We start from the raw sequence: 22,027 nt of genomic DNA on the forward strand, positions 1-22,027 counted from the left end.
TTTTCTCCTGGTATTACCGTTCGGCCTGAGTCTGTCGAAGGCTTCGACAGGCTCAGCCCGAACGGATGTTCTTACATTCGTGCCACGCCAAATTGCATGGCTTGCAGGGTGTGGGCATCGGCCTGCACACACATGTCAAGGCACTGGCGCAGGACGTCGCGCGTGTCGCGCGGGTCTATCACGCCGTCGTCCAGCAAGAGGCCGCTGGTGTAGGCCACATCGGCCTGCGTCTCGAACATATGCACGATGCGGTCGTACTGGGCCTGCGATTTTTCCGGGTCGGCTGCCAGGCCTTTGCGCACCATTGCCGCTTCGGCCACGATCTGCATGGTGCGGGCCGCCTGCTCGGCGCCCATGACGGAGGTGCGCGCACTCGGCCAGCTGAACAGGAAGCGCGGCGCATAACCGCGGCCGCACATGCCGTAGTTGCCGGCACCAAAACTGGCACCGCACTGGATGGTGATCTGCGGCACGGTGGCGTTGGTCACGGCCTGGATCATCTTGCTGCCGTGCTTGATCATGCCGCCCTGCTCGCTGTCCTTGCCGACCATGAAGCCGGTGGTGTTCTGCAGGTAGATGATGGGCTGGCCGCGCTGGCACATCCACTGAATGAAATGGGTGGCCTTGTTGGCGCCCGCCACATCGATGGGGCCGTTGTTGCTGATAAAACCTACCGCATGGCCGCCCACAAAACCCTGGGCGCACACTGTTGCCGCGCCGTACAGCGCCTTGAAGTCCAGCAGCTCCGAGCCGTCAACCAGGCGCGCGATCACCTCTCGCATATCCACAGGTTGGCGCAGGTCGTCCGAGATCAGGCCGAGCAGGTCGTCCGCCGCCAGGCGTGGTTCGGCAAAAGCGTTCTCCGCAGATGCAGGCGCGGCGCGTGGATAGCCCAGCCGCGCCACCACCTCGCGTGCCATGCCTATGGCCTCACGGTCATCCTGCGCCAGGTATTCACCCAGGCCGGACACCGTGGCATGCATTTGTGCGCCGCCCAGTTCCTCCTCGGTGGCGATCTCGCCGGTGGCCGCCTTGAGCAGCGGCGGGCCGGCCAGGAAGGCCCGTGACCGGCCTTCTACCAGGATCACAATATCCGACAGGCCCGGCATGTAGGCGCCACCCGCCGTGCCCGAGCCGTGCTGCACGGTGATCACCGGGATGCCTGCCGACGACAGGCGCGCCAGATTACGAAACAGCGTGCCGCCGTGCACAAAACCTTCGACGCGGTAGCGCATGAGGTTGGCGCCGGCGCTCTCCACCAGATGCACAAAGGGCAACTTGTTTTGCAGTGCGATTTCCTGCACCCGCAATATCTTGTCCAGGCCCATGGGCTGGATGGCACCGGCCTCAATGCCCGAGTCGCTCGCCACCACCATGCAGCGCACGCCCGACACAAAGCCGATGCCGGCCACCACGCCGCCGCCGGGCACGGATTTTTCAGGATCCTTCACATCCTGCAGGTAACCACCCAGCGCGGCCAATGGCAGCCACGGTGTACCCGGGTCCAGCAGCAAGGCCACGCGCTGGCGCGGCAGCAACTGGCCGCGTCGTTCGAAAACAGGCAAGGACTTGGCCGAGGCATGGGCCGCGCGGTCTTCAAGAGCACGCAAGGCCTGCAGGCGCTCCAACATGGCGGCGCGGCGCTGCTGCGCGGCAGGTGACTGGGGATTCCAGCGTGATTCAAAGCTGCTCATTTGGATACGTCTCCGCTGCCTGATGCGTCCTGGAACACGCGCGGCACCACGGCACGGTGAAAGCCGCCAAACTCACGCACGGCCGGACGCTGGCGCGCCGCCGCATCGGGCAGCGCCATGAGCCAGCCCATGCGTGCCTGCGGCCGGGCGCCGTCCACACGCAGCATGCTGCCGCTGATAAAACTGGCCGCCGGGCTGAGCAGGAAAGCAATGGCACCGGACACTTCGGCCTCGTTGCCGAAACGCCCCAGCGGCACCGTCTTGCGCATGGCGCGCAGTTGCGCGCCGGCCTCGGGCGGGTAGTGGTCCATGCCGCTGGAGGCGATGTAGCCCGGGGCGACTGCATTTACACGCACGCCGTTCACGGCCCATTCCAGCGCCGCTGTTTCGGTAAAACTCACCATGCCCGCACGTGCCGCACCGCTGTGGCCCATGCCCGGCATGGAGCCCCACATGTCGGCCACGATGTTGACAATGCTTCCGCCGTGCGCGGCCATGGCTTGCCGGTAGCACTCGCGCGCCACAAGAAAACCTCCGGTCAGGTTGGTGTTGATCACGGCCTCCCAACCCTTGGCAGAGATGGCCTCCAGCGGCGTCATGTACTGGCCGCCCGCATTGTTGACCAGGCCGTCGATGCGACCCCGGGCTGCCACGATGGCCTGCACCAGAGCCACCACGGCCTCTTCATTACGTATGTCGCAGCTGTGCCAGCTGGCCTGGCCACCGTCGGCAGTGATTTCATCCTGCACCGCCTGCAGCTTTTCTGCCTTGCGCCCCACCAGCACCACATGGGCGCCCAGGCGCGCCAGTTCGTGCGCGGTACAGCGACCAATGCCCGAGCCACCGCCCGTGACCACAATGACCTGCCCGGAAAACAGCCCGGGCGCGAAAACGGATTGATACATCAAGCTTCTCCAGAAGAACGAAGCCGGGGCCTGCACCCATGAATGCGGTACGCAAACTCCCTGGCACGCCCGTAAAGATAACAGTTATACCTATTTATGACAAGCGATTGCTTTGTATAAATAAAGTTGCGACCGTAAACAACCGCAACCTGGCCGCGCCAACACCGGAGAAAGGATGTGTCACCCGCAGGACGCACCTTCGCACGCAGGCACACGGTGCGAAATTATTTACTCCTGATTTGATAGCTGTCTGCGCGCGTCTTATAAGCGCCAGGGGCCATTTTTCCTAGAATTTTCCGTGGCGCCCGTCGCCTGCGCTAAAACGGGCGGCGCCTTGCAGGGCTTCGGCCAGGCATTCACGGCCACCTGCCCACTCCTGCAACAGGGCCCCGGTCAGCGGCAGGCCGTCCTGCGCCATCGCGCTGAGCCGGTCGGCACGCAGCGTGGCCTGCGGAAAGGCGGCCAGCTCGCGCGCCAGGTTCATTGCCGCCGCCAGCGCCTGCCCGGTCGGCACCACACGGTTGCACAGGCCTATGCGCAGGGCCTCGTCCGCTTCGACCTTGCGGCCCGTGAGGATCAGGTCCATTGCGTGGCCCATGCCAATCAGGCGCGGCAGGCGTACCGTACCGCCATCAATCAGGGGCACGCCAAAGCGCCGGCAGTAAACGCCGAAATAGGCATCCGACTCCATCACGCGCATATCGCACCACAGGGCCAGCTCCATGCCGCCAGCCACTGCGGCACCGCTCACGGCCGCAATCACGGGCTTGGACAGCAGCAATCGGCTCGGACCCATCGGGCCGGCCGGGTGCGGTGTTCCAGCATTGAAATCGAGCGACTCGGCAAGCGCCTGCGGCGACACGCCTTCGGCCAGCAAACGCGCTCCGGACTGCAAGTCCCAGCCCGCACAAAAATGCCCGCCTGCGCCATGGAACACCGCCACGTCGGCCGCATCATCGCGCTCAAAATCCAGAAAGGCCGCGTGCAATGCCTGTGCGCAAGCCGCGTCCACCGCATTGCGCACATCGGGCCTGTCCAGGGTCACCAGCGTGATCCTGTCCCGGGTTTGTATCTGCACTGTCATGCCATGCCTCCTGTTTTGCCGACTCATCCAAAACCCTTATTGCGCCGCGGCCTGCGCAGTGTCAGTATGCGGCTTGCTTTGATGCCCGCATCATCAGGGTTAGCCCCGAGTGCGGTATCTGCGGGGCACATCTACATTATTTATGGAAAGCAAATGCTTTGTGTAAATATTCGGGAGAATCCGGGTGCAACTTGTGCAATTGTTGATAAGCGGCATATCGCAGGGATGCATCTACGGGCTGATCGCCCTCGGGTTCGTGCTCATCTACAAGGCCACCGAAACCGTCAGCTTTGCGCAGGGCGAACTCATGATGCTGGGCGCTTTCTGCGGCCTGGCGCTCATGACGCTGCTGGGTTTCCCGTTCTGGGTGGCGGTGCTCTCCAGCATCGCGGCCATGGGCCTGTTCGGTGTTGTGCTGGAGCGGCTGGTGATACGGCCCATCCTCGGCCAGCCGGCGTTCTCCATCGTCATGCTGACCATAGGCATAGGCTACGTGCTGCGCGGGCTGGTGACCATGATCCCGAACATCGGCACCGAAACACACACGCTGCCCGTCCCCTACAAGGACATGTCCTTCAACCTGGGCGGTTTGGTGCTGAATGCCGAGCAACTGGTGGTGGTCGGTGCGACGGCCCTGCTCTGCCTGTTGCTGTTTGCACTGTTTCGCTACAGCAAGCTGGGCATTGCCATGCAGGCGGCATCCCAAAACCAGCTGGCCGCTTATTACATGGGCATTCCGGTACAGCGCCTCAACGGCCTGGCCTGGGGCCTGGCGGCAGCCGTCGCTGCCGTGGCCGGGCTGCTGCTGGCACCCATCACCTTTGTGCATGCCAACATGGGCTTCATCGGGCTCAAGGCCTTCCCTGCGGCAGTAGTGGGCGGTTTTGGCAGCCTGCCCGGCGCCATTGTTGGCGGGCTGGTGATTGGCATCGTCGAGTCGCTCTCGGGGTTTTACCTGCCCGATGGGTTCAAGGATACGGCGGCCTACATCGTCGTGCTGATCATGCTGATGGTGCGCCCGAACGGCCTGTTTGGCGGAACACTCAGGAAAAAAGTATGAAAAGCACACAGACTGATGCGTGCCAGGCCGCACTGCGAAGCCACCGCGGAACCGGCTCTGCCGGGCCGCTGGTGGCGCCCCCTGAGGGGGAGGTGCCGAAGGCGCTTCGGGGGGGAGTCGTCTAATGCGCTTCGTCTTCAAAACCAGCTACGCGCAAGACATTCGCCTGGCCAAACACGGCGGCTACACGTTCTGGTACGGCCTGCTGCTTGTTGCACTGGTGACTGCACCATGGATCGCACCCGAATACTGGCTGGCACAACTGACCTTTGTGCTGATCTACGCCATCGTCGGCCTCGGACTGATGCTGCTGGCCGGGTTCACCGGGCAGTTCTCGCTAGGCCATGCGGCCTTTCTTGGCGTGGGTGCCTACACGCAGGCCGTGCTCACCGGCATGGGCTGGCCGTTCATGCTGTCCATTGCCTGCGCGGCAGGGCTTTCCGCAGCGGTGGGTGTGGTGGTCGGCTTGCCTGCATTGCGCGTCAAGGGCATTTACCTGGGCATGGCCACGCTGTCGTTCGGTTTCATCGTCGAAGAGGTGTTTGCGCGCTGGGAGTCCGTCACCGGCGGCAATGCAGGCAAACACCTGAGCCCGCCCGAGTTTTGGGGCTGGAAGCTCGAATCGACCGAGTCGTTTTACGCCCTGTGCCTGGTCATTGCGGTGGCCTGCACGCTGGGCATACTGAACCTGCTGCGCAGCCCCACGGGCCGCGCCTTCGTCGCCATACGCGATTCGGAAATCTCGGCGCAAAGCATGGGCATCCATCTGGCCTATTACAAGACGCTTTCGTTCTCGCTGTCGGCTGCACTGGCGGGCATAGGCGGTGCCCTGTATGCACACAAGCTGCAGTTCATCTCGCCCGACCAGTTCAGCATCCTGCAATCGATAGACCTGCTGCTCATGATCGTGATAGGTGGGCTGGGTTCGGTGCATGGTGCGTTTCTGGGCGCCCTGTTCCTCATCGCCATGCCGCAAGTGATTTCCCTGGGCAAGGACTGGCTGCCCGACGCCATTGGCCAGGCACCCGGTCTGCAGGCCGTGGTGTACGGCGTGGTGCTTGTCGCCTTTGTGCTGTTCGAGCCCATGGGCCTGTACGGCCGCTGGCTCAAGGTGCGCACCTGGCTGCAGATGTTCCCGTTCTACCGCCAGGGCATGTTCAAGCGGCAGAAATCATTCCAGAAATCGGACAGATTGAAATGACCCCCACGCTTGTCACTTCGTGTACTGCGCTGCCCCCCGAAGGGGCCCTCGCGCCTTGGGGCGGCCCGGCGGCGCTCAAGGGTTTTACCCATGGATAACATTCTTCTTTCCGCCCGTGACCTCAGCGTGCGTTTCGGTGGTGTGCTCGCGGTCAACCAGGTCAGCTTCGACGTGCGGCGCGGCGAAGTGTTCACGCTGATAGGCCCCAACGGTGCAGGCAAGACCACGGTGTTCAACCTGATCAGCCGAATCTACACCCCCACGACCGGCAGCATCAGCTACACCGGGCCTCAGGGCCAGGTGCTGCTGACACAGCAAGCGCCCCACACCGTGGCCGGACTGGGCATCGCGCGCACCTTCCAGAACATCGAACTGTTCGAGCACGCCAGCGTGCTGCACAACCTTCTGATAGGCCGCCATACCCGCCGGGAAACCGGCTTGTGGTCCGACATGCTGTTCACCTCCCGCGTGCGCAGCGCCGAAATGCGTGCACGCCACAAGGCCGAGGAAGTGATCGAATTTCTTGACCTGCAGCACTACCGCGACACGCTGGTGGCCGGCCTGCCCTACGGCGTGCGCAAGGTGGTGGAACTCGGGCGCGCGCTGTGCACCGAGCCTGAACTGCTGCTGCTTGATGAGCCCTCTTCCGGATTGAACACCGAGGAAACCGACGACATGGCTTTCTGGATACAGGACATCCGCCAGGACCTGGGAATCACCGTGCTGATGGTCGAGCACGACATGTCGCTGGTCTCCAAGGTCTCCGACCGCGTGCTGGCCATGAACCAGGGCGAGGTCGTGGCACTGGGCACGCCGCAGGAAGTGCAGGCGCACCCGCGCGTGATCGAGGCTTACCTCGGCAGCATAGACGACGTGAGCAACCTGCGCCGCCCCGCCGGCAGCGCCCCGGCAAGGACGGCAGCATGAGCGCGGTAGCCACACCGGCCCAACCCCTGCTGCGGCTGCAAAACGTCGAAAGCGCCTATGGCCCGATCAAGGCCATACGCGGCGTGAGCCTGCAGGTGCAGCCCGGCGAGATCACCACTGTGCTGGGCAGCAATGGCGCGGGCAAGACCACCATACTCAAGACCATCTCCGGCATCATCGACCCTCGCAAGGGCTCGATTGAATTCCAGGGTGCCGACATCACCGCACAGGACCCGGCAGCCATCGTGCGCCGCGGGCTGATGCACGTGCCCGAGGGGCGCGAGGTGTTTGCACTGCTGTCCGTGCGCGACAACCTGATCATGGGCGCCTACACCCGCTCCGATGCCGACGCCGTTGCGCGCGACCTGGAACAGGTCTATGCCTATTTCCCCATACTGAAAGAACGCGCCGCGCAGGACGCGGGCCTGCTTTCGGGCGGGCAGCAGCAGATGCTGTCCATCTCGCGCGCACTCATGGCCAACCCGGCGCTGATCCTGCTGGACGAGCCCAGCCTGGGCCTGTCGCCCAGGCTTACCAAGGAGATTTTTGAAATCGTGGTGCGCATCAACCGCGAGCGCGGCACCACCATACTGCTGGTGGAGCAAAACGCCAACATGGCGCTCAACGCCGCCGATTACGGCTATGTCCTGGAAAACGGCCGCATCGTGATGGAAGGCAGCTGCGAGGTGCTGCGCAACAAGGACGACATCAAGGAGTTCTACCTCGGCATGAAAGACGCCGGCGTGCGCGGCGAGCGGCGCTGGAAGAAAAAGAAAAACTGGAGATAGCCATGCCACACCCCAAATGCAACACCGCCCGCCAACTGACCTCCCGGGAGGCTCATGTCTAATCTCTGGGACCTGTCCCACATACAGCCCACGACCGAAAGCGTGCTGCCGGGCGACACCATTCCCGCGATGTTCTGGGCCGGCGTTCAAAAGCGCGGGCCGAACGTGTGGATGCGGCAAAAAGAGCTTGGCATCTGGCGCAGCTGGACCTGGGACGAAAGTGCCGAAGCTGTGCGCGAGATTGCCGGCGGCCTGCTCTCGCTGGGCTTTGCGCCCGGCGAGTGCGCCTCCATACTGTCCAACACCATCATCGAGTGGGTGCTCGCCGACATCGCCGTGCTGGCCTGCGGCGGCGTATCCAACGGTATATACCCCACCGACGCCACCAGCCAGGTGCATTACCTGTGCGAAGACTCGCGCACCTGTGTCCTGCTGGTGGAAAACGACGAACAGCTCGACAAGGCGCTGGAAGTGCGCGCACAACTGCCGCTGCTGCGCAAGATCATCGTGTTCGACATGGAAGGGCTGCGCACACTGAACGACCCCGGCGTGCTGAGCCTTCAGGCGCTGCGCGAACTGGGCCGGGCCTGGAACCAGCAGCACCCCCAGGAACTCATGCGCCGCTCCGAGGCCTGCCGGCCGGAAGACCTGGCCATCCTTGTCTATACCTCCGGCACCACCGGAAAACCCAAGGGTGCCATGCACACCCACGGCGGACTGGCTTACACCGTGCGCGGCTACAACACGCTGATTGCGCGCGACGAGGACGACGAAGCCATGTGCTTTTTGCCGCTCTGCCATATTGCCGAGCGCATGGGTGGCGAGTATTTCGCGCTGTACACCGGCTGCAAGCTCAACTTCGTGGAAAACCCCGACACCGTCCCGGAAAACGTGCGCGAAATTGCGCCCACGGTCTTCACTGCGGTCCCGCGGGTGTGGGAAAAGTTTTATTCGGCCGTGGCCATTTCGCTCAAGGAGTCAACCCTGCTGCAGCAGGTCGCCTACCGCTGGGCCATAGGCGTGGGCGCACGCATTGCCGACCAGGTGCTCGCCGGCCAGGCCGTAGGCGCCGGTCTCAAGCTGCAGTTCCGGCTGGCGCGCTGGCTGGTGCTGGACAACGTGCGCAAGCTCATCGGCATACACCGCGCGCGTTTCCTCGTTACGGGCGCCGCCCCCATCTCGCCCGAACTTGTGAAGTGGTATCTCGCCCTGGGTGTGCCCATGCTGGAAGTCTGGGGCATGACCGAGACCTGCGGCGCAGCTACCGGCGTGCCTGCCAGCCGCATCAAGCCTGGCTCCATAGGCCCGGCAGCCAGCTTCAATGAAGTACGCGTGGATGCAGCCACGGGTGAAATCCTGGTGCGCGGCCCCAATGTTTTCAAGGGCTACCTGAACCTGCCCGAAAAAACAGCCGAGACCATCGATGCCGGCGGCTGGCTGCATACCGGCGACGTGGGCGTGATGGATGGCGACGGCTACCTGCGCATCATCGATCGCATGAAAGACATCATCATCACCGCCGGCGGCAAGAACGTCACGCCCAGCGAGCTTGAGAACGAACTCAAGTTCAGCCCCTATGTCACCGATGCCGTGGTGATAGGCGATGCGCGACCCTACCTCACGGCCATCATCATGATCGACCAGGAAAACGTCGAGAAATACGCGCAGGACAACGACGTGCCATTCAGCAACTATGCCAGCCTGACCCGCACGCCGCAGGTGCAGACGCTGATACAGGGCGAGCTGGACCGCGTGAATGCCCGCTTTGCACGCGTGGAACAGATCAAGAAATTTTTCCTGCTGGACACCCAGCTTTCGGCCGAGGACGAAGAGCTCACGCCCACCATGAAACTCAAACGCAAGCTGGTGCAACAGAAGTACGCAACCCAGGTGGATGCCATGTACCGCTGAAAGCCCCGGTGACGGCGTTTTCCTGTGCATACAGGGAAATCACTGGTGCCTTTCAACGGGTGTGGCCCTATAACCGTTCATTACTCCCTAGGAGACGAGCATGAAAATGAAATCCACCCTGGTTCTGGCCGTTCTGGCATTGGGCGCCACACTGGCTCTCGCGCAGCAGCAGGACGTCAGCAAGGACGAGATTCGGATCGGCTCCATCCAGGACCTCTCGGGGCCACTGGCCGGCTACGGCAAACAGGCACGCAACGGCATGCAGTTGCGCGTTGCCGAGGTGAACGAGCAGGGCGGGGTCCATGGCCGCAAGCTCAAGCTGTTGATTGAGGACTCTGGCTACGACCCCAAAAAGGCGGTGCTGGCAGCGCAAAAGCTGGTGAATCAGGACAAGATTTTCATCATGGTGGGCCACATCGGCACGGCGCAAAACAATGCGGCAATGCCTGTCCAGTTCGAGAAAAATGTCGTCAATTTCATGCCGCTCACGGCTGCGCGCGAGATGTACGAACCCGTGCACAAGCTCAAGTACGCCATGCTCAGCGCCTACTACAGCCAGATGCTCATCGCCGTGCCGCGCATGATCAAGGAAAAAGGCTCCAAAAAAGTTTGCATCATCTACCAGGATGATGAATTCGGGCTGGAAGTTCTGCGCGGCGCCGAGGCCGGCGCCAAGGCCGCCGGCCAGGAACTCGCCGAGAAAACATCCTTCAAGCGCGGCGCCACCGACTTCTCTTCGCAGGTCGCCAAAATGAAGGCCTCCTCCTGCGATCTGGTTGTGCTCGGCACCATCATCCGTGAAACCATTGGCACCATTGGCGAGGCACGAAAAACCGGCTTCAATCCGGTTTTCCTGGCATCCGTGGCGGCTTACACCGACCTGATCCACAAACTCGGCGGCAAGGCCATGGATGGGCTCTATGCCACCATGACGGTGCAAAACCCCTACCTGGACGAAGCATCGCAGCCGCTACGTTTCTGGGCCAACAAATACAAGACCCAGTTCAACGAAGACCCGTCGGTTTTCTCAGCCTACGGCTACACCCTCATGGACCTGTTCATCAAGGGTGCGCAAAAGGCCGGCCCCAACCTCACGACCGACAGCTTCGTGAAGGCCATGGACACGCTCAACGTTCCAGTCGACATCTTCGGCAGCCCGCCCCTGTCATTCAGCGCCACCAAACGTCTGGGCAATGATTCGTCGCGCCTTTCGCAGTTGCAGAACGGCAAATGGCACGTGGTTTCCGAGTATTTCAAATAGCAACTGGCATTTTTTCAGAACGCCTCATACCCCTTCATACCTCTTTACACGTTCAACCCAAGGAGTCTGTCACCATGAAACTGATCTCACGTATAGCACTGCTGGTTCTGGCCTTGCCGCTGGGCGCCCTGGCGCAGCAACAAGGCGTCTCCAGGGACAGCATCACACTCGGTTCGATCCAGGACTTGTCAGGGCCTCTTGCGGGCTTTGGCAAGCAGGTTCGGCTCGGCATGATGCTGCGCGTGGACGAAGCCAATGAACAGGGCGGCGTGAATGGCCGCAAGCTGCAACTGCATGTGGAGGACTCGGGCTACGACCCCAAGAAGGCCGTATTGGCCGCGCAAAAGCTTGTGAACCAGGACAAGATCTTCATGATGGTGGGCCACATAGGCACGGCGCAAAACCTTGCCGCCATGCCGGTCCAGTTCAGTAAAAACGTCATCAACTTCTTCCCGGTGACGGCTGCACGCGAGATGTACGAGCCCTTCAACAAGCTCAAGTATTCCTTTGCCGCCACCTACTATGACCAGATCCGCCTGGCCGCGCCCAAGCTCATAAAGGAAAAGAACGCAAAAAAAATCTGCACCATCTACCAGGATGACGAGTTCGGGCTCGAGGTGATGCGCGGCGGCGAGGCGGCACTCAAGGCCATGGGCACTGATTACGCCGAGAAGACCTCATTCAAGCGCGGCGCCACCGACTTTTCCTCGCAGGTTGCCAAGATGAAATCCGTCGGCTGCGATTTTGTGATCCTCGGCACCATCATCCGCGAGACCATAGGCACCATAGGCGAGTCGCGCAAAACCGGCTTCAACCCGACCTTCCTCGGCTCCAGCGCGGCCTACACCGACCTGATCCACAAACTCGGCGGCAAGGCCATGGACGGGCTGTACGCCACGATGACCGTGCAAAACCCCTACCTGGACGAGGCATCACAGCCTATCCGCTTCTGGGCCAACAAGTACAAGACCAAGTTCAACGAAGACCCTACCGTTTTCTCCGTCTACGGTTACAACGTCATAGATGCATTCATAGGCGCCGCACGAAAGGCAGGCACCAACCTCAACACCGAGAGCTTTATCAAGGCCATGGACACCATGGTCATCCCGCCCGATATTTTCGGCAGCGCCGAGGCCACCTTCGGCCCGCAAAAACGCCTGGGCAGCAACCTCAGCCGCCTCTCACAAATCCAGGACGGCAAATGGAAAGTGGTTTCCGACTACGTGAAACCCTGAGACCAGCCGCCCTTTCACCTGCAGCCGCCCTTAGGGGCGGTTTTTCTTTTCCAGTTGCAAAATCATCCCCTTCCCTTCTTATCCGAAAGCCCGCCACCATGATCGACCGCACCCTGTTCAACGCCGACCACCAGGCCTTTGCCGAAAGTTTCGACCGCTTCATTGAAAAGGAAATCGCACCCCACCATGCCGCCTGGGAGGAGCAAGGTTACGTTGAGCGCGCCGTATGGACCCGGGCCGGCCAGAACGGTTTCCTGTGCATGAGCCTGCCTGAAGAATACGGCGGCGCGGGCGCCGACAAACTCTACTCGGTCGCCCAGATCGAAGCCATAGGCCGCGCGGGCTTCACCGGCATCGGCTTTGGCCTGCACAGCGAAATCGTGGCGCCCTATATCCTGCATTACGGCACCGAAGCGCAAAAGCGCAAATACCTGCCCCGCCTCGCCAGCGGTGAAATGGTGGGCGCCATTGCCATGAGCGAACCCGCCGCCGGCAGCGACCTGCAAGGCATCAAGGCCACGGCCCTGAAAAGCGCCGATGGCTCGCACTATGTGCTGAATGGAAGCAAAACCTTCATCACCAACGGCTGGCATGCCGACCTGGTGGTGGTGGTCGCCAAGACCGACCCGGCCGCCGGCGCCAAAGGCACCAGCCTGCTGCTGGTGGAGCGCGGCATGCCGGGCTTCGAAAAAGGCCAGCGCCTCAAGAAGCTGGGCCTGAAGGCGCAGGACACCTCCGAACTTTTTTTCGACAACGTCAAGGTACCCACAGACAACCTGCTGGGTGGGCCCGCCATGGAAGGACGCGGTTTCATCTGCCTGATGGAGCAACTGCCCTGGGAGCGGCTGCAAATCGCCATCACAGCCGTGGCTGCAGCACAGGCGGCGATCGACTGGACCGTCGACTACACCCGCCAGCGCAAGGTGTTTGGCCAGAACGTGGCGACCTTCCAGAACACGCGCCACAAGCTGGCTGAACTGCAGACCGAAGTGCAGGTGGCACGCGTGTTCGTGGACAAGTGCTGCGAGCTCATCACACAGGACAAGCTTGACACCGCCACAGCCAGCATGGCCAAGTACTGGACCACCGACCTGCAGTGCAAGGTGATGGATGAATGCGTGCAACTGCACGGCGGCTACGGTTATATGTGGGAATACCCCATCACCCGCGCCTATGCCGACGCGCGCGTGCAGCGCATCTACGGCGGCACCAACGAGATCATGAAAGAGGTGATCTCACGCGCCATGGGACTGGGCAGGTAAGGGCTTTCAATTTACACAAAGCATATGCTCTGCAAAATATATACTGCTGTGTACGGGCCATCAATCGCCTGATCCATCGCCACACTCACTGGAGACCATGCCATGACTGAAGCCTATGTATTCGATGCCATTCGCACCCCGCGCGGCAAGGGGAAGAAGGACGGCAGCCTGCACGAGGTCAAGCCCATCAACCTGCTCGCCGGCCTGCTGACCGAGCTGCAGGCGCGCAACCGCTTCGACACCGCCGCCGTGGACGACATCGTCATGGGCATCGTCTCGCCCGTGGGCGAGCAGGGTTCAGTGCTGCCCAAGGTGGCTGCGCTCAAGGCGGGCTGGGACTTTCGCTGCGCCGGTGTGCAGGTCAACCGTTTTTGCGCCTCTGGCCTGGAGGCCGTCAACATGGCCGCGCAAAAAGTACGCTCGGGCTGGGAAGACCTGGTGGTGGCCGGCGGTGTGGAAAGCATGAGCCGCGTGCCGATTGGCTCCGACGGCGGTGCCTGGGCGCAGGACCCTGAAACCAACTCGGCCACCCTGTTTGTGCCCCAGGGCATAGGTGCCGACCTGATCGCCACGCTGGACGGCTTCACACGTACCGACGTGGACGCCTTTGCACTCGAATCACAGCGCCGCGCAACCGCCGCACGCGCCGCGGGCTATTTTTCCGGCTCCGTGGTCCCGGTACGCGACACCCTCGGCCTGGCCATCCTGGAGCAGGACGAGTTCATCAAGCCGCATTCCACGCTCGAAGGCCTGGCCGCGCTCAAGCCTTCGTTCGAGCAACTGGGTGCCATGGGCTTTGACGCCGTAGCGCTGCAACGTTACCCGCAGGTCGAGCGCATCCACCACGTTCACCATGCAGGCAATGCCTCGGGCATCGTCGATGGCGCGGCCGCCGTGCTGATAGGCAATGAAGCCGCCGCCAAGGCCCACGGCCTGACGCCACGCGCGCGCATCTTGGCCACGGCGCTGAGCGGCGCAGACCCGACCATCATGCTCACCGGCCCGGTACCGTCGGCGCTCAAGGCGCTGGCGCGTGCCGGCATGCGCATTGAACAGATAGACCTGTTCGAAGTCAACGAGGCCTTTGCCGCCGTGCCCATGCGATTCATGCGTGAACTGGGTGTGCCGCACGACAAGGTCAACGTCAACGGCGGCGCCATCGCCCTGGGCCATCCGCTGGGCGCCACCGGCGCCATGATCCTCGGCACCCTGATTGACGAGTTGCACAGGCGCAAGCTGCGCTACGGCCTGGCCACCCTGTGTGTGGGCGGTGGCATGGGCATCGCCACCATCATTGAACGGGTATGAGAGCCCCCCTGAGCCGCTTCGCGTCTTCCCCCCAAGGGGACGCCGCCAGCGGCCTGGCAAAGCCAGATCCGCGGCGGCCGCTGGCTTGGACCGCGCTGGTTTTATCCGCCAGGCGCACCACATGAATCACTGACCAAGAGAGAAACTCATGCAAACCATTCGCTACGAACTCCTGGACGCCGCCGGCGGCAAGGTCGCCCTGATCACTTTTGATGAACCTGGCTCCAGCGTCAACACCATGTGCCGCCAGTGGCAGACCGACCTGGGCGAAGTCACCACCTGCGTCCTGGCCGACCGCGCACAGCTCAAGGGTGTGGTACTCGCCTCGGCCAAGGGCAGTTTCTTCGCCGGCGCCGATCTGAAGGCCACGATGCGCCTCACACCCGCCGATGCACCCGCCGTGTTCGCCGAAATCGAGCACATGAAAAAACACTTCCGTGCACTGGAAACACTGGGCATTCCGGTGGTCAGTTGCCTCAACGGCACGGCGCTGGGCGGCGGCTGGGAAGTCGCGCTTGTCGGCCACTACCGCATAGCCGTGGACAGCCCCAAGATCCAGTTCGGCCTGCCCGAAGTCACGCTGGGCCTCATGCCCGGCGCCACCGGCGTCACCAAGATGACCCGGCTGCTGGGCCTGATGGGCGCACAGCCCTATATCCTCGAAGGCAAGCTCTTCAACCCGCGTGAGGCGGCGGAGCTGCAACTTGTGCATGAACTGGTGGCCACACCTGAACAGCTGCTGCCTGCAGCGCTGAAGCACATTGAAGCCCATCCCGTGTCTGTCCAGCCCTGGGACGACAAAAACTACAAGATACCCGGCGGCACGCCGGCCAACCCCAAGATCGCCGCGGCGCTTTCGGTGGCGCCTGCCATGCTCAAAAAGACCACGCGCGGCCTCTACCCGGCCCCCGAAGCCGCGCTGGCGGCCATGGTCGAAGGTGCCTTGGTGGACTACGACACCGCGCTGCGTATAGAAAGCCGCTACCTCGCACGCCTGATGACCGGCCCGGTGGCGCGCAACATGATCAACACCTTCTTTTTCGACATGAATTCGATCAAGGGTGGACAGTCACGCCCCGGGAAATCCCCGCGCTACAAACCAGCGAAGGTCGGCATCCTCGGTGCGGGCATGATGGGCGCGGGCATTGCCTGGGCCCAGGCCAGCCGGGGCATCACCACCATGCTCAGGGATGTGAGCATCGAGAAAGCCCAGACCGGCAAGGCCTACAGCCAAAAACTCACACAGGCACGGGTAGACAAGGGTCGCATGGATGCTGCCGCACAGCAGGCGCTGCTGGAGCGCATCACCCCCACCGCTTATGCCAGCGACCTCGCGGGTTGCGAGCTCATCATTGAAGCGGTGTTCGAAAGCCGCGAACTCAAGGCCCAGGTCACACGCGAGGCCGAACCGCAACTGGCTGCAGGTGGCTTTTTTGCCAGCAATACCTCCACGCTGCCGATCACGGGCCTGGCACAGGCCAGTGCACACCCCGAAAAATTCGTGGGCATTCACTTCTTCAGCCCCGTGGACAAGATGAAACTGGTCGAGATCATCCGCGGCAAGGCCACCGACGACGAAACCGTGGCACGCGCCTTCGACTATGTGCAGGCGCTGGGCAAGGTGCCCATCGTGGTCAACGACTCACGCGGCTTTTACACCAGCCGCACTTTTGGCACATTTGTGATGGAGGGTGCGGCCCTGTTGGGCGAAGGCGTTCCTGCACCCGTGATCGAGAACGCCGCCATGCAGGCCGGCATGCCCGTGGGACCGCTGGCGGTGCTGGACGAAACCGCGCTCACACTCAGCGTGCATGTGCTCGACCAGACGCGCGCCGACTTCGCCGCCGAAGGTAAAACATTCGCAGCCACACCCGGCGAATTGCTGGTGGAACGCATGGTCAAGGAATTGAAACGCCCCGGCCGTGTGGGCGGCGGCGGCTTTTACGACTACCCGGCCGGCGGCAAAAAACAGCTCTGGCCCGAGCTGCGCAAGCTGTTCGAGAAACCCGATGCACCCTGGAACATTCAGGAGATCAAGGACCGCCTGCTTTACCGCCAGGCTGTTGAAACCGCACGCTGCCTCGCCGAAGGTGTTCTGACCAGCGTGCATGACGCCAATATCGGCTCCATCTTCGGTATCGGCTTTCCGGCCTGGACCGGCGGCGCCATGCAGTTCATCTACGGCACGGGCATCGAGACCTTTTTGCGCCGAGCCGACGAACTCGCGCAGCGCCATGGCCCCGGCTTTGCACTCGACGCAGCAGCCCGCGCCGCCATCAGCAGGTTCCAGCCACGCTACTGAGGATTTTTAACAAGAATGGCTGTTGGCCCTTGTCGATCAAGCGCAGGCAGCTATTCTTTCAGAAGCAGATCAGGCTTTCTGGATAAACAGGAGCAGTGCCTGTTCCGTCAGCTGGTCCAGCGTCTTGCCGCCCTTGGGCGTGTACCACTGGGCCGCCCAGTTGAGTGCGCCGAAAATAAAGAGCCGCGCCACACGGGGCTCGGACTGCAGCGCACCTTGCTGAACAAGTGCATCCAGCACAGGCATCCACACAGCCTCATAACCATCCTTCACGCGTGAGATGCCCTTGCGCTGCACGGTCGTCAGCGAGCGCCATTCGTACAGCATCACGGGGATGAAATCGCTGCGCGGACCCAGCACCACTTCCAGATGGTGGCGAATGAGCACGCGTAATTTCTCGGATGCCGATGCATCCGACCCCAGGGTCTCCAGCGCCTGCTGCTGGCTTTGTGCCGCCATGGCCATGCCCTCGCCCATGACGGCATAAAGCAGCGCACTTTTACTTTTGAAATGATAGAAAGGCGAGCCGCTGTGCATGCTGGCCGCTGCCGCGATGTCGCGGGTGGTGGTCGCATCAAAACCCTTGGTGCGGAACAGCCGTGCGGCGCCATCAATGATCAGGCGGCGGCGGTTGCCCTCGTCGAGTTCGGCATGGGTTTTACGTGGCCGCCCGCGCGACCGCTTGGGTGCCGGCTCGGCCTGGGTCAGCGCCGCGGCAGTTGCTACAGCGGCAGGCCGCCGCTTGCTCACGGCCACAGGCTTTCCCGCAATAAGGCGCACGGCGGCGGCGGATGGCTGTGTACCCGAACTTCCTTTTTTCATACTTACAATGGTATCAAGCAAGCCTTATTTAAGCAATCATTTGCTTTCTAAAAATAAAGCCGGATCTGCCGGAGCCAGGCCAGCGCCCAAAGCCGCATGCAGGCTGCCTGCCGCCCGCGCATTCCCTGCCAAAGCACAAGCCTTTTCCGGCGAACGCGACCACCTGCCCAGAAACGCTATGCTTGCCACGTGAGCGCCCCATCCACCCCTGACCGGCCCAAAATCCGCCGCATTGCCCACCTCGACATGGACGCTTTTTTTGCGTCGGTCGAGTTGCTGCGCTATCCGCAGCTCAAGGGCCTGGCGGTGGTCATAGGCGGCGGGCGGCGCAAGATCGATGAAGAACTGCGGGCGGCGCAAGGCGAGCGGGCGCTGCGTTTCATTCCGGTCGAAAGTTTTCCCCTGCTCAAGGATTATGTGGGCCGCGGTGTCATCACCACGGCCACCTATGCAGCGCGGCAGTTCGGCGTGGGTTCGGCCATGGGCATGATGAAGGCCGCCAAACTCTGCCCGCAGGCCATCGTCCTGCCGGTGGACTTCGAAGAAGTTCGCAGGTATTCGCGGCTTTTCAAAAGCACCATCACCGAGATTGCGCCGCTGATGCAGGACCGCGGGGTGGACGAGGTCTACATCGACTTCACCGACGTGCCCGGCGGGCAGCGTGAAGGCGGCCGGGTGCTGGCACGGCTGATACAGAAAGCCATCCTTGAAAAGACCGGCCTGACCTGCTCGATAGGCGTAGCTCCCAACAAGCTGCTGGCCAAGATGGCCAGCGAGTTCAACAAGCCCAACGGCATTTCCATCGTGTATGAGGATGACCTGCAGGGCAAAATCTGGCCCCTGCACGTGCGCAAGATCAACGGCATAGGCCCCAAAGCCGGTGAGAAGCTGGCGAAGCTGCACATACACACCATAGGCGAGCTCGCCGCACAAAACCCCGAATGGCTGGTTGACAACTTCGGCAAAGCCACAGGCGCCTGGATGCACGAGGCTGCGTGGGGCCGGGACGACAGGCCGGTGGTGACGGAAAGCGAGCCGGTCAGCATGAGCCGCGAAACCACTTTTGACCGGGACCTGCATGCGGTGCGCGACAGGGCGGTTCTGGGCGCCATCTTCACCGACCTGTGCAGCAAGCTGGGCGAGGACCTGCAGCGCAAGGGTTATGTGGCCAAAACCATTGGCATCAAGCTGCGTTACGACGACTTCAGGATCGCGACCCGTGACCAAACGACGGAGTCCTATACGGCCGATGGCAGCACCATACGGAAACTGGCGGGCCAGTGCCTGAAACGGGTGCCCCTGGACAGGAAACTGCGCCTGCTGGGTGTGCGCGCAGCCACCCTGGCAAAAGCCGGCGAGGAGGCCATTTCAGAGAAAAAAATGCCCGCAACCTCCGTCAAACGTGCGCAGGCAGCTACTGAATCAATAGCAGGTGACCAGCTGTTCTAAACCTGGTCCAGCACGATCTCGTCCTGATGGTTGGCGATGTGCAGGACATGGGCCCGCGCAAAATCGCTCTTGCTGAGCGCACCATAGGCGAAGTGCGGTTTTAGCGGCCCCTGGTGCAGCCCGAAGCGCGTGATGGCGGCGTCCAGGCGCACCGCTGCGGGCCGCCAGTCACCCGCCGGGGTGAGTGCTGCCGCGCCGGGAATGGGCTCGCTCAGGCCATGGCTCATTCGCCCGCGCCATTTGAAGAAGGCAAATGCTGCGGCACCGGCTGTACTCTGGAACACCACGCTTTTGGGCCGCGGAAAACCATCCATGCTCATCTCCACGCTCTGAGCCATGTGCTCCAGCACCGAAACCAGGGGCCAGGCCCCGGTGGTCCGGGCACTGGCGGCCTTGTCCATTTTGTCGAGCCAGTGCAAGGCATCGTTCAGCGACTGGATTTTTGGGAAATCGGCCATGGTGATCGCTCCGGTTAAAGCCAGCATTGTCATGTCGGGAAAGTCGCGGTGGTCCATGGCAATGATGGCAGCAGACCCGTACCGGCGGCCCTGCCGTTTCCATGCCGCCCGACACCTCGAAAAGCAGCAGAACTGTGCCAGCTTATGGCAATCCAGCCCATTTAGGGATAAAACCGGAGCAGCCCGCATCCTTTTTCAGGCTTTTGCCATTTATCCCGGGAGCGGGCTTGCAGTGCACCTCAAACAACCGATGACTCAAGGAGTCCGACATGAACACTTTTTCAATCCGAAAATTCATCGCATGGCCCGTCCTGGCCCTGGTGTTGGCCGGCGCGGCCCTTGCGGCCGACATCCAGAGCACCCCGGTGCAAAACGCACAGATTGACGACTTCGCGGTCGGCAAAAAGGCCATTGACGCCAAGAACTGGACGCAGGCGGTCAGCAGCTTCAGCAAGGTCGTCACGCAGAACCCGAAAAATGCCGATGCCTACAACTACCTCGGTTACGCCAACCGCTGGCTGGGCAAATACGACGAGGCCTTTGCTGCTTACGACAAGGCCCTGGCGCTGGACCCCAGGCACAAGGGTGCGCTGGAATACTCGGGCATCGCCTACCTGAAGACCAACCAGAAACCCCGGGCCGAGGCCCAACTGGCCAGGCTACAGGCCATCTGCGCCACCTGCGAAGAAACCCGCGACCTGGCCAAGGCCGTTGCCGCAGCCAAATAAGCGAAAACCTGCCGCGCCGTTTTGCAGGTGCAGGATTCAGGGCCCGCGCCCCAAAAAAGCCATGAGCGGCATTGACAGAAGCTTTCACGAAACTTACATTGGAGTTTCTGCACGGAGGCTTTATGTCAGATCCTTCCAGACACCACCCGGTCCACCACATCACGCTGGCGCAATTGCAGCGCATCAAGGACTGGCACGCGGCCCAGTACGGCGTGCACCCCGTAGAACGCCAGTTGTGGGAAGCCGTGATGACCGTATGGGTGATGGGCTGGACGGGCTGGGTGCCGGCCTATGTTTTTGAAGCGTCCTGGGCTTATCCGCTGTGCCTGCTGGGCATCTGCATGCCGCGGCTTTATGTGCACTGGCGCGCCCACGCCCATGACAGCGGGCGTCTCAGGTGTGACTGGCTGCATCTGGTGTACTGAGCTGCTCTGGCTTACAGTGCGGGCATGACGCCCACAACCTGCTTTTCGCTCAGCACCACCGACCACATTGCCCATCTGGTGCTCAATCGCCCGGAGGCGATGAACACCATGCACCCGACCTTCTGGCGCGAGCTGGATGAGGTCCTCACCCATATCCACAAGGCGGGCGAGGCCCGGGTGCTGCTGGTCTCCAGCACCGGCAAACACTTCAGCGCGGGCATGGCGCTGGAAACCTTTGGCGGCGATATCGCCATGGACGACCAGAGCCCCGAAGGCCGTGCGGCAATCTTTGACCTGCTGACCGACATGCAGGCCACATTCACAAAGCTGGAAACCCTGCGCATCCCGGTGATTGCCGCGATACAGGGTGGCTGCATAGGCGGTGCGGTCGACATGGTGACCGCCTGCTGCCTGCGTTATGCCACCGCCGACGCATTCTTCTGCATCCAGGAAATCAACATCGGCATGGTGGCCGACGTAGGCACGCTGCAGCGCCTGCCCAAGCTGGTGCCGCTGGCGGTAGTCAAGGAGCTGGCCTACACTGGCCGCCGGCTCAGCGCGGCCAAGGCACTGGGTTATGGCCTGGTCAACGAGGTGTTTGAGTCACAGGAAGCGATGCTGGCCGGCGCGCTGCAATGCGCAAAGGAGATTGCAGCCAAACCGCCTGTAGCCATCTGGGGCACAAAACAGGCGATCCATTACACACGCGACCATTCAGTCGATGATGCACTGAAACAAATGGGCTGGCTGCAGGGCGCGATCTGGAGCAACCAGCAGGTGCGCGAAGCCGTCACGGCCATGAAAGAAAAACGCAGCGCCGATTTCGATGCGCTGCAAACGCTGCGCAGCTTTCGCGACGTGTCCGGAAGCTGAGCAACCGGGGGGCATGCCCCCGGAACAGCACAAGGCCTGAGCGATCAGGTTTTTTTGGCAACAAGCCCGTAGAGCACCAGCAGCACAATCGCGCCAATCACGCTGGCGATGAAGCCGGTGCTTTCACCGGCCTTGTACCAGCCTATCGCCTGCCCCAGGTACTGGGCCAGAAATGAGCCTGCAATGCCCAGCACAGCAGTCATCACAATGCCGATGTTGTCCTTGCCCGGATGCAGGGCGCGGGCCACAAAACCGACAATCAGCCCGATAAGGGCCATCCAGACATAGTGCATGAGAAAAACTCCTGTGTTGGCCCGCACAAAGTGCGGATGAC

Annotated in this window: 20 protein-coding genes; 14 read left to right on the forward strand and 6 right to left on the reverse strand. The window is 62.2% G+C overall.

What is annotated here, in order from left to right:
• Window positions 1-71: 71 nt before the first annotated feature.
• The 3 genes from ACFQND_RS25240 to ACFQND_RS25250 form a co-directional block, all read right to left on the reverse strand.
• Entirely contained in the window at window positions 72-1,694 is a 1,623-nt protein-coding gene (locus ACFQND_RS25240; RefSeq protein ID WP_371438801.1) for an acyl-CoA carboxylase subunit beta, read from the reverse strand.
• Complete coding sequence (locus tag ACFQND_RS25245) at window positions 1,691-2,599, reverse strand: SDR family oxidoreductase (RefSeq protein ID WP_371438802.1); 909 nt, start codon at window positions 2,597-2,599, stop codon at window positions 1,691-1,693. Before ACFQND_RS25245 ends, ACFQND_RS25240 begins: the two co-directional genes overlap by 4 nt.
• Before the next feature lie 286 nt (window positions 2,600-2,885).
• Window positions 2,886-3,683: a crotonase/enoyl-CoA hydratase family protein gene (locus tag ACFQND_RS25250; protein WP_371438803.1), complete on the reverse strand. Its 798-nt coding sequence runs from the start codon at window positions 3,681-3,683 to the stop codon at window positions 2,886-2,888.
• A 184-nt stretch (window positions 3,684-3,867) separates the two neighbouring features.
• Between ACFQND_RS25250 and ACFQND_RS25255 the strand changes: the two genes are divergently transcribed.
• The 10 genes from ACFQND_RS25255 to ACFQND_RS25300 all read left to right on the forward strand — a co-directional run bounded on the left by ACFQND_RS25255 (window position 3,868) and on the right by ACFQND_RS25300 (window position 16,938).
• Window positions 3,868-4,743 carry a branched-chain amino acid ABC transporter permease gene (locus ACFQND_RS25255; RefSeq protein WP_371438804.1) on the forward strand — a complete coding sequence of 292 codons (876 nt, stop codon included), beginning with the start codon at window positions 3,868-3,870 and terminating at the stop codon, window positions 4,741-4,743.
• Window positions 4,744-4,867: 124 nt separating this feature from the next.
• A complete protein-coding gene (locus ACFQND_RS25260; RefSeq protein WP_371438805.1) occupies window positions 4,868-5,944 on the forward strand; it encodes a branched-chain amino acid ABC transporter permease in 1,077 nt (358 codons plus the stop codon).
• A 90-nt stretch (window positions 5,945-6,034) separates the two neighbouring features.
• On the forward strand, window positions 6,035-6,871 hold the full coding sequence (locus ACFQND_RS25265; protein WP_371438806.1) for an ABC transporter ATP-binding protein: 837 nt from the start codon (window positions 6,035-6,037) through the stop codon (window positions 6,869-6,871).
• Window positions 6,868-7,659, forward strand: coding sequence for an ABC transporter ATP-binding protein (locus ACFQND_RS25270; protein ID WP_371438807.1), 792 nt, complete (start codon window positions 6,868-6,870; stop codon window positions 7,657-7,659). Before ACFQND_RS25265 ends, ACFQND_RS25270 begins: the two co-directional genes overlap by 4 nt.
• A 54-nt stretch (window positions 7,660-7,713) precedes the next feature.
• Window positions 7,714-9,570 carry an AMP-dependent synthetase/ligase gene (locus ACFQND_RS25275; protein WP_371438808.1) on the forward strand — a complete coding sequence of 619 codons (1,857 nt, stop codon included), beginning with the start codon at window positions 7,714-7,716 and terminating at the stop codon, window positions 9,568-9,570.
• Between the two features lie 100 nt (window positions 9,571-9,670).
• The gene (locus ACFQND_RS25280) at window positions 9,671-10,831 is read left to right on the forward strand and encodes an ABC transporter substrate-binding protein (protein ID WP_371438809.1); all 1,161 of its coding nucleotides are present in this window, start codon (window positions 9,671-9,673) and stop codon (window positions 10,829-10,831) included.
• Window positions 10,832-10,905: 74 nt separating this feature from the next.
• Entirely contained in the window at window positions 10,906-12,066 is a 1,161-nt protein-coding gene (locus ACFQND_RS25285) for an ABC transporter substrate-binding protein (protein ID WP_371438810.1), read from the forward strand.
• A gap of 98 nt (window positions 12,067-12,164) precedes the next feature.
• Window positions 12,165-13,328, forward strand: a complete 1,164-nt coding sequence (locus tag ACFQND_RS25290; RefSeq protein WP_371438811.1) for an acyl-CoA dehydrogenase family protein — start codon at window positions 12,165-12,167, stop codon at window positions 13,326-13,328.
• Between the two features lie 102 nt (window positions 13,329-13,430).
• Entirely contained in the window at window positions 13,431-14,636 is a 1,206-nt protein-coding gene (locus tag ACFQND_RS25295; RefSeq protein ID WP_371438812.1) for an acetyl-CoA C-acetyltransferase, read from the forward strand.
• Between the two features lie 148 nt (window positions 14,637-14,784).
• Complete coding sequence (locus ACFQND_RS25300; RefSeq protein WP_371438813.1) at window positions 14,785-16,938, forward strand: 3-hydroxyacyl-CoA dehydrogenase NAD-binding domain-containing protein; 2,154 nt, start codon at window positions 14,785-14,787, stop codon at window positions 16,936-16,938.
• 69 nt (window positions 16,939-17,007) lie between these two features.
• Here ACFQND_RS25300 and ACFQND_RS25305 read toward each other — a convergent pair whose 3' ends face one another.
• Window positions 17,008-17,760: a TetR/AcrR family transcriptional regulator gene (locus ACFQND_RS25305; RefSeq protein ID WP_371438814.1), complete on the reverse strand. Its 753-nt coding sequence runs from the start codon at window positions 17,758-17,760 to the stop codon at window positions 17,008-17,010.
• Window positions 17,761-18,006: 246 nt separating this feature from the next.
• On the opposite strand from ACFQND_RS25305, the gene ACFQND_RS25310 reads away from it, so the two are divergent.
• On the forward strand, window positions 18,007-19,209 hold the full coding sequence (locus ACFQND_RS25310) for a Y-family DNA polymerase (protein ID WP_371438838.1): 1,203 nt from the start codon (window positions 18,007-18,009) through the stop codon (window positions 19,207-19,209).
• Here ACFQND_RS25310 and ACFQND_RS25315 read toward each other — a convergent pair.
• Window positions 19,206-19,724, reverse strand: a complete 519-nt coding sequence (locus ACFQND_RS25315) for a DUF1569 domain-containing protein (RefSeq protein ID WP_377415028.1) — start codon at window positions 19,722-19,724, stop codon at window positions 19,206-19,208. The genes ACFQND_RS25310 and ACFQND_RS25315 overlap by 4 nt on opposite strands.
• 212 nt (window positions 19,725-19,936) lie before the next feature.
• On the opposite strand from ACFQND_RS25315, the gene ACFQND_RS25320 reads away from it, so the two are divergent.
• From ACFQND_RS25320 to ACFQND_RS25330, 3 genes are all read left to right on the forward strand, one after another.
• On the forward strand, window positions 19,937-20,395 hold the full coding sequence (locus tag ACFQND_RS25320; protein WP_371438816.1) for a tetratricopeptide repeat protein: 459 nt from the start codon (window positions 19,937-19,939) through the stop codon (window positions 20,393-20,395).
• Window positions 20,396-20,517: 122 nt separating this feature from the next.
• Window positions 20,518-20,820, forward strand: coding sequence for a hypothetical protein (locus ACFQND_RS25325; protein WP_371438817.1), 303 nt, complete (start codon window positions 20,518-20,520; stop codon window positions 20,818-20,820).
• Window positions 20,821-20,844: 24 nt separating this feature from the next.
• Window positions 20,845-21,693 carry an enoyl-CoA hydratase-related protein gene (locus ACFQND_RS25330; protein WP_371438818.1) on the forward strand — a complete coding sequence of 283 codons (849 nt, stop codon included), beginning with the start codon at window positions 20,845-20,847 and terminating at the stop codon, window positions 21,691-21,693.
• A 44-nt stretch (window positions 21,694-21,737) separates the two neighbouring features.
• Here ACFQND_RS25330 and ACFQND_RS25335 read toward each other — a convergent pair whose 3' ends face one another.
• Window positions 21,738-21,986 (reverse strand): GlsB/YeaQ/YmgE family stress response membrane protein, encoded by a 249-nt coding sequence (locus ACFQND_RS25335; protein ID WP_371438819.1) that lies wholly within the window; start codon window positions 21,984-21,986, stop codon window positions 21,738-21,740.
• Window positions 21,987-22,027: the final 41 nt, after the last annotated feature.

Origin of the sequence: Polaromonas aquatica, assembly GCF_042659145.1 — a bacterium.
In the GTDB taxonomy this organism is placed as follows: Bacteria; Pseudomonadota; Gammaproteobacteria; order Burkholderiales; family Burkholderiaceae_C; genus Polaromonas; species Polaromonas aquatica.

What these genes read in the sequence shown, in the direction of transcription:
- ACFQND_RS25245 (WP_371438802.1), bottom strand. Translation starts at nt 2,599, where the DNA reads ATGTATCAATCCGTTTTCGCGCCCGGGCTGTTTTCCGGGCAGGTCATT.
- ACFQND_RS25240 (WP_371438801.1), bottom strand. Translation starts at nt 1,694, where the DNA reads ATGAGCAGCTTTGAATCACGCTGGAATCCCCAGTCACCTGCCGCGCAG.
- ACFQND_RS25300 (WP_371438813.1), top strand. Translation starts at nt 14,785, where the DNA reads ATGCAAACCATTCGCTACGAACTCCTGGACGCCGCCGGCGGCAAGGTC.
- ACFQND_RS25280 (WP_371438809.1), top strand. Translation starts at nt 9,671, where the DNA reads ATGAAAATGAAATCCACCCTGGTTCTGGCCGTTCTGGCATTGGGCGCC.
- ACFQND_RS25295 (WP_371438812.1), top strand. Translation starts at nt 13,431, where the DNA reads ATGACTGAAGCCTATGTATTCGATGCCATTCGCACCCCGCGCGGCAAG.
- ACFQND_RS25315 (WP_377415028.1), bottom strand. Translation starts at nt 19,724, where the DNA reads ATGGACCACCGCGACTTTCCCGACATGACAATGCTGGCTTTAACCGGA.
- ACFQND_RS25305 (WP_371438814.1), bottom strand. Translation starts at nt 17,760, where the DNA reads ATGAAAAAAGGAAGTTCGGGTACACAGCCATCCGCCGCCGCCGTGCGC.
- ACFQND_RS25265 (WP_371438806.1), top strand. Translation starts at nt 6,035, where the DNA reads ATGGATAACATTCTTCTTTCCGCCCGTGACCTCAGCGTGCGTTTCGGT.
- ACFQND_RS25310 (WP_371438838.1), top strand. Translation starts at nt 18,007, where the DNA reads ATGGACGCTTTTTTTGCGTCGGTCGAGTTGCTGCGCTATCCGCAGCTC.
- ACFQND_RS25260 (WP_371438805.1), top strand. Translation starts at nt 4,868, where the DNA reads ATGCGCTTCGTCTTCAAAACCAGCTACGCGCAAGACATTCGCCTGGCC.
- ACFQND_RS25285 (WP_371438810.1), top strand. Translation starts at nt 10,906, where the DNA reads ATGAAACTGATCTCACGTATAGCACTGCTGGTTCTGGCCTTGCCGCTG.
- ACFQND_RS25335 (WP_371438819.1), bottom strand. Translation starts at nt 21,986, where the DNA reads ATGCACTATGTCTGGATGGCCCTTATCGGGCTGATTGTCGGTTTTGTG.
- ACFQND_RS25320 (WP_371438816.1), top strand. Translation starts at nt 19,937, where the DNA reads ATGAACACTTTTTCAATCCGAAAATTCATCGCATGGCCCGTCCTGGCC.
- ACFQND_RS25330 (WP_371438818.1), top strand. Translation starts at nt 20,845, where the DNA reads ATGACGCCCACAACCTGCTTTTCGCTCAGCACCACCGACCACATTGCC.
- ACFQND_RS25270 (WP_371438807.1), top strand. Translation starts at nt 6,868, where the DNA reads ATGAGCGCGGTAGCCACACCGGCCCAACCCCTGCTGCGGCTGCAAAAC.
- ACFQND_RS25325 (WP_371438817.1), top strand. Translation starts at nt 20,518, where the DNA reads ATGTCAGATCCTTCCAGACACCACCCGGTCCACCACATCACGCTGGCG.
- ACFQND_RS25250 (WP_371438803.1), bottom strand. Translation starts at nt 3,683, where the DNA reads ATGACAGTGCAGATACAAACCCGGGACAGGATCACGCTGGTGACCCTG.
- ACFQND_RS25290 (WP_371438811.1), top strand. Translation starts at nt 12,165, where the DNA reads ATGATCGACCGCACCCTGTTCAACGCCGACCACCAGGCCTTTGCCGAA.
- ACFQND_RS25275 (WP_371438808.1), top strand. Translation starts at nt 7,714, where the DNA reads ATGTCTAATCTCTGGGACCTGTCCCACATACAGCCCACGACCGAAAGC.